The organism is Pseudoalteromonas luteoviolacea NCIMB 1942 (assembly GCF_001625595.1).
In the GTDB taxonomy this organism is placed as follows: domain Bacteria; phylum Pseudomonadota; class Gammaproteobacteria; order Enterobacterales; family Alteromonadaceae; genus Pseudoalteromonas; species Pseudoalteromonas luteoviolacea_A.
This window is the reverse complement of sequence record NZ_AUXT01000143.1, coordinates 67180-74296: the sequence shown is the minus strand read 5'-3', so window position 1 is coordinate 74296 and position 7117 is coordinate 67180. Positions and strand designations below refer to the sequence as shown.

4 protein-coding genes are annotated in these 7117 nt (G+C 40.1%); 3 read left to right on the top strand and 1 reads right to left on the bottom strand.

The window, feature by feature from the left end:
* The first annotated feature begins 191 nt into the window (after nt 1-191).
* Nucleotides 192-683, top strand: a complete 492-nt coding sequence (locus N482_RS07510) for a GNAT family N-acetyltransferase (protein WP_063376448.1) — start codon at nt 192-194, stop codon at nt 681-683.
* A 102-nt stretch (nt 684-785) separates the two neighbouring features.
* Here N482_RS07510 and N482_RS07505 read toward each other — a convergent pair whose 3' ends face one another.
* Nucleotides 786-4796, bottom strand: coding sequence for a response regulator (locus N482_RS07505; protein WP_063376447.1), 4011 nt, complete (start codon nt 4794-4796; stop codon nt 786-788).
* A gap of 91 nt (nt 4797-4887) precedes the next feature.
* Between N482_RS07505 and N482_RS07500 the strand changes: the two genes are divergently transcribed.
* Nucleotides 4888-5967 (top strand): HD-GYP domain-containing protein, encoded by a 1080-nt coding sequence (locus N482_RS07500; protein WP_063376446.1) that lies wholly within the window; start codon nt 4888-4890, stop codon nt 5965-5967.
* An 18-nt stretch (nt 5968-5985) separates the two neighbouring features.
* Nucleotides 5986-7107, top strand: a complete 1122-nt coding sequence (locus N482_RS07495; RefSeq protein ID WP_063376445.1) for a response regulator — start codon at nt 5986-5988, stop codon at nt 7105-7107.
* The last annotated feature ends 10 nt before the right edge of the window (nt 7108-7117 follow it).

Below are 7117 nucleotides of genomic sequence, written 5' to 3'. Positions count from 1 at the left end.
AAAGTGTGATCCCGCCCTGACATTTTGTGTTATTTGCTATGTTGAAGTGACTGGGCATGTTAATATAGCTGTTTTTCATCTTTTATTATAACACTTGGTAAATGTGGGTTTGATTTTTTACTCATTGTTGTGTGTGGTTGTTAAGTTTAAGGTTGAAACTTGTAAATTCCTTCATGATGGGGAGTAGCATAATGATTAGACACGCAAAAAAGGAAGACTTGGCCAGTTTAACTGCACTGGCACTCCAAATATGGTTGAACACGTATACAGTTGATGGAATGCGTAGAGAATATGCTGATTTTGCGATAAACCATTTTACAAAGGACTATTTTAACAACCTTTTATCACTGGAAGATTATGAGGTAATAGTATACGAACAGGAGAGGGCAATTTTAGGCCTAGCCGTTGTCAACAAGGGCTCTTTTTTTGAGGGGCCTGAAAATGGTTACGAGTTAGAAAAGCTTTATGTCCATACTCACTTTCAAGGCAAAGGTGTGGGGAGCGCATTATTGAATGCGATACGAAAAAACTTTGGCGCACAATTTTGGCTTTACACCTGGACAGAGAATGCCTCTAATTCATTTTATAAGCGTTTGGGATTTAGGCAAACTGGTGAGTTGAGTTTTGAATTTGCCGGCGTCAATATTGTAAATAATGTCTATATAAGTCCACCATCAAATTAAAAGGCTTTATCAATATTCAACTTGTTATTGATTTGAGCCTTTAGATTCAAATTTTACGCATACGGCTTTCAAAGATCATTCACCATAGTAGCACTTATAAGGCTAAGCCGACTGGTTGAGCAGTTGTGAGATGACCTCTCTTGCTTGGTCAAATTCAAAATCTTCGATGAGCTCAACAATTTGATTGCAAGCCTCTTCGCTAATTTTATGCTTTGTTTTGAGTTCTTGCACCTTCTCGACCGACTGGGTATCGCAACTTAAAAGTAGCTCTTCTAGCTCTATGAAATCATCTCGTGAAAGGTTTAAAGACACCACATTCGACACTTTTTGCTCTGGTGTTGACGTTTCTTGCGGTTGTGATTCAGATAACGCTTGGTGTAACGCTCGCAAGTATTGAGTCATCACTTCAATGTTTTCAGAGGGAACTTTTTCGCCTTTTGAAATTGCAGACTCAATATCCGATGCCTGTTTTGACAGCTCATCGATACATAGGTTTGCACTTGCACCTTTAAGCGAGTGGGCAATGCGCTCGGCGTGTTCTAAATCACCAATAACGAGTGCTTGGCTTAAATTGATGGTTTCTTCTATTTGGTTTCTAGCAAATTTCCTGATGATGTTCCAAAACGCTTTTTCATTGCCGCCAAGTCGTTTGATTGCGCATTCTACGTTTACCCCCTTCAAGCTTGGTGCTTGATTGGTATCCTCAACCTGTTCGGGGCTTTTCTCTGGTTTTGGTGATGCAATTGATGATTTAGGCTTTGCTCCGCGTTTTGTTGATAAGTGTGACTTTATTGTTTCCGCCATCTGGTTAAAGTTAATAGGTTTACCGATATGCCCATCCATACCAGCTTGCTCACATTTTTCAAGGTCTTCTTTCATCACATTTGCTGTCATAGCAACGATGGGCAATGAGTCAAATTTATTGTTTTTTCTTATGTTCTTCGCTGCGCTGTAGCCGTCCATAACGGGCATTTGAATATCCATAAGTACAATATCAAACTGTTCGTTTTTGACCATATCAACAGCAATCTGCCCATTATCCGCAATTTTTACTGCTAAATTTAGTGAGCAAAGCATTTCATTGGCTATTTCTTGGTTTGTGCTGTTGTCTTCTACCAATAGCACTTTTTGTTGGTTAAACTCTATTTGTTCTGATTGCGACGTGTGTGTTGAGGCGACGCCAGAAGTGTGTGGTGTTAGTTTGAATGACTCCATAATCGCGTCTAACAAGACGGATGCATTAACGGGTTTAAGAATAATTGCATCGATCAAATCATGGATCTCGGCGTTCATGCCAATGTCAGTGCCATAGGCCGTAACTAAAATGTATTTAGGCTCTTCTTCGAGTTCGAGTGACTTTATGTGCTTGATGGCATCTATACCACTCATATGCGGCATTTTCCAATCCATAAAGATGATGTCGTATTTGCTCGCTTGCACTAATTCAACGGCACCTGCACCACTGGCACTACAGGTAACATTAAACTTCATGGCTTTTAGTAAATTAGTGAGAATAGCGCGTGCGCTCTCATTATCATCAACAACCAGAACCCGCTTCCCTGTTAATTGACTGTCTGGACAAATGACATTGGTCAGCTTGGCTGACTGCAATCCACAGCATGTGGTAAAGTAAAACTCTGAGCCATTGCCTTCTTCACTATTTACCCCAATACTGCCACCCATAAGCTCTACAAGTTTTTTCGAAATGCTTAAGCCGAGTCCAGTACCACCGTACTTTCTGGTGATTGAACCATCGGCTTGGGAAAATGCCTGAAACAGCTTATCTTGTTGTGCTTGTGACATGCCTATACCTGTGTCTTTAACACTGAACTTTAATGTTGCTGCATTCTCTTGCTGCTCTACCGTGGTTACAGATATCGTTATTTCTCCTTTCTCTGTAAACTTAATGGCATTGCCGCACAAGTTAATAAGCACCTGACCCAACCTTAAGGGATCACCTATGAGGCTTATAGGCACATCTGGCGAGATATCAAGCAGCATTTCAAGCCCTTTTTCCTGTATGCGTATCACATTGATATTGACCACGTTGTCGAGCACTTCTTGCAGTGAGAAATCAATTTGCTCAACTTCCAGTTTTCCTGATTCAATTTTTGAAAAGTCTAAAATATCGTTGATGATCCCAAGTAAACTTTTGGCCGCTTGGTCAATTTTGTTTACGTATCCAGATTGTTGTTCAGTGAGCTCCGTTCTCAAAGCTAAATGACTCATACCAATGATTGCGTTCATAGGTGTACGGATCTCATGGCTCATATTTGCCAAGAATTCTCCTTTGGCCGTGCTCATCTCGTCGGCTTTATCTTTTGCAAAGCGCAGCTCTTGCTCCATTTGCTTGCGTTCAGTTACGTCTAATAATAGGCCGACAACGCCAGCTAGCTCATTTTCAGCATTGGTAAAGACGGCCTCATAAACGATAAAATTACGCGGTAAATTTTCTGAATTACTTATGGTGATCTCGTAGTGTTGATTTGATTTTCCAGTGAGTAAATCTTGGTGGGATTGCTCAAATACTTGGGCGATTTCATAATTGAAAATATCTTCTGCGGTAGCGTCTAAAACGTCCGCATCAAATGTCCCAAAATACTGGTGAAAAACGCTGTTTACTCCTAAATATTTACCATCACTATTTTTGTAGTACATCGGACTTGGAATGGCATCCAGTATTTTCTTATTGAGTTCAAGTTGTTCTACAATGCGTTTTTCTGCTTTGGATTGTAGGTCAATATTCTGTGTGAGCTGAAGACTGACTGCTAAATCGTTAATAACAGACTTAATCCATTTATAGTCTTGATCTGTCAAAGCAACTAAGCTGCCCAGCTCAAGTAAACCAATACTGTCATTGCTAACCACTAGCGGAAAGTAATAAAGTTCACAAATTGATAGTTTCTCGCCATTGAGCTCAATTGCGTACTGATCTTTCTCAAACTTCATAGAGTAGGGCTTTTGGGTGCTTAGTACATGAAAATGGATAGAGTCGTAATTGGTGTATGTTTTTACAGAGTTGCAGCTATACCCTGTCCCTGCCACGCGATTAAGCACTTTTTGTTCTTCAAATACATAAAGCCCCAGTAGTGGAACAGACAGGCGTTGCTCCAAAAATTGCAGTAATTCTTCACCAAGTTCATGGGGGTTCTTTTTTCCTCTAAGTGCTAGGCCAAAGTCCTTCATAATGGTGTTAAATTCTAATTGCTCTGACAAGTCACCCAGTAACTTATTCATTGACTTGGACAAGTCTGACAAATCGCCCTTTACAGACTCGTCTAAAGTAAAGTTGTAATTACCCTGCTCAACATTGCTAACGACTTGTTTTTGAATTGAGGCAACTGGATTGATGTAAAGTCGCCAAAGTAAATAAAAGGACAGTGCAATGTTTATTAACAACACTAAGTTAAAAATGTTTCTCAGTAAGTAAGCATTGTTTAAACTGGTTTGGTGGCTTTCTAGTTCAGTTGTGAGGCGTGACGCGATAGCCCTGTGTGCTTCGCCAATCGCAGACATGATTTTTGACTTTTCAATTAAATAGTTATCACTAAACAAGATCTTTTGTGCACTCACGAGATCTGGGGTTGCATCTTTTACCCAGTTTCCATATTCGTCTTTATGGATGCCTTCAATTGCATTAAAAGCACTCCTTTCGAGGCTTGTCAAAGAGTTAGAGGTAGAAAGCGCATTTTGCATCTGTAAAAGTTCAAAGTCTTGTGCGCCGAGCTGTTGGAAGCGCTCAATAATGTTGTGGCCGTTTGTGACTCTCTCAAATTGCGGCAAGCTTGAGTGCGGCGCGGCCAAGCTATCCCAGTAATCATAGGTGTTTGCATTTTCTGCGAGCACTTTGCCATCGCGGACAAGTAAAGTGTAACTAAATAGCTGCTGCCATTTATCGTTTCCTGTTACAGCATAAGCTCTTGCAAAGTTTGTTAGATTATCTGAACTGAGTTTAAGTTCATGAGCCAGTTCAGTGAGCTTAAATAATTGGGTTTGTTTTGCAGAAAGAGCACTTACTTCGGTTTTCACATAGTAAGACATCAGCCCAATCCCGATGCTGACGAGGAGCATGATTGAGAATGTGATAAAAAAGCTGATTCTTAAACTTTTCATCGGATCCAGTCCAAGCTTGGCGTTTCAGTAATAATAGACCTATATTTTTGTGTGTGGTGAACAATTGTCCAACAAATCAATAGAAGGGACTATGGAACAGCAAAAAACAGTACTAGTGGTTGATGACGTTAAAGAGAATTTGGCTTTCATGACGGAGATCATTAAGGATAAATACCGCGTGCTGGCAGTAAAAAGTGGTGAAGCTGCAATTTCAGTCGTCGCCAAAAACAATGTCGATATTATTTTGCTTGACGTTGTCATGCCTAACATGAATGGCTATGAAGTGATTAAATATCTGAAATCGCATGAAGTTTATTGTGAAATACCGGTAATTTTCCTTACCGCGAAAACCAGCGCTGAAGACGAGGAAAAAGGCTTTTTACTTGGTGCATGTGACTACATTAATAAGCCTATTAGCCCTCCGATTTTGCTAGCTAGGTTGAATACCCACCTTTTAAATAAAGAATCCAAAGATATCCTTAAAAACAAAAATGACTATTTAGAAGAGGAGGTTCAAAAACGCACCGAACAAATGTCTAGGTTGCAAGACGTGACTATTCAGGCGATGGCCAGTTTGGCCGAAACGCGAGATCAAGAAACCGGTAATCATATTCGTCGAACTCAGCTATACGTTAAGCTACTTGCCACCATTATTAGTGAAAAAGACAAGTACAAAGAAGTGCTTACATCAGAAACAATCAACAATTTTTATAAATCTGCCCCCTTGCATGATATTGGTAAAGTGGGCATTCCCGATAATGTGTTACTCAAACCAGGTCGTTTAACTGCTGATGAGTTCGAAATAATGAAGAACCATACCGTGTTTGGCCGCAATGCGATTGAAACGGCGGAATCGGCGCTTGGTCAAACGGACAGCTTTTTACAAACGGCAAAAGAAATTTCCCATTACCACCATGAAAAGTGGGATGGTTCTGGTTATCCAATGGGACTAAAGGGTGATGAAATCCCTCTAAGTGCTCGCTTAATGGCCATAGCAGACGTTTATGACGCACTGATCAGTAAGCGAGTATACAAAGATGCAATGGAGCACGATAAAGCGATTGCAATTATGAGAGAGGGGCATGGTACACACTTTGACCCAGAATTGCTCGACGAGTTTTTGCAAAAAGAGGAGCTGTTTTTTGATATTTCCCAACAATATCGAGACTAGCATCTATTTGGGGGTGGTATGAAATACACTGTTTTATTGGTGGACGACGATGAAGTGAATCATGATATTGCTAAAACAATGTTAGGCGATGAACATGAGTATTTTTCGGCGTTTAATGGTGATGAGGCGCTAACGCTGTTTGATGAGCGAAAGTATGATGCTGTGCTGCTTGATGTTGTGATGCCAGGCATGAATGGTTACGAAGTTTGTAAAGCAATACGAAACAAGCCTGCCAACTCAGACACCCCAATATTGTTTGTCTCTTCTAAAGACTGTATAGAAGATAAATTAGAAGGCTTTAAGGCAGGAGGCGATGATTATATTACTAAGCCTTTCGATGCTGATGAACTGAGCTTTCGAATAGAGCGACTGGTAAAATACAGCAGTGAAATCGACATTTTGAAAGTAAACTGCGAAACCGCCGAAGAAGTCACTATGACAGCAATTACCAGTTGTAGTGAACTGGGGCAATGTTTGGAGTTTATCGAAAAGTCTTATCAGTGTAATACACTGTCAGATTTATCTAATGCAATTTTAGAAACCTGTACTAATTTAGATTTAAATGCTTCGGTTCAAATTGGCTTGCTTGGCGAGTTTAGAGACTTTTGTAACTTTGGTGCAATTAACCCGCTAGAAAGTGAGTTGCTTAAAAAAGGGCGGGAAAGTAAAACGGTAATTAACATTGAGAAGCGCAGCTTTTTTAATAGCTGTTATTGCTCGTTACTTGTGAAAAACATGCCGATTGAGGACGATGAAAAATATGGCAGGTTTAACGATATTTTGGCTTTGATTGTTAGGGGCACTGATGCTCGACTTAGAAGCCTACAAACGAATATTCAGGCCATTCAGGCCAAAAATAAAGGCCTAAGAGAGCTAAGCCAGGTTGCAAGTAAAGACTTGGAAGACATTGAATCAGTTTTTAAGAATTACAGTCAATCATGTCAAGAGTTAGTTGAAGGGCTCATTTTTGAAGTCGAAGAGTCTATTGTGGATTTTGGCTTGAGTGATTCGCAAGAGCAGCAGTTAAGAGATACGCTTGATAGTGCTAAAGATGATTTACAGCAAGTGCAAGAGCACTCCGAAGATATGTCTGCAACGTTTAATGACTTCTTTATCAGACTCGAAAAACTCATTGATTAGCTGTCAAATT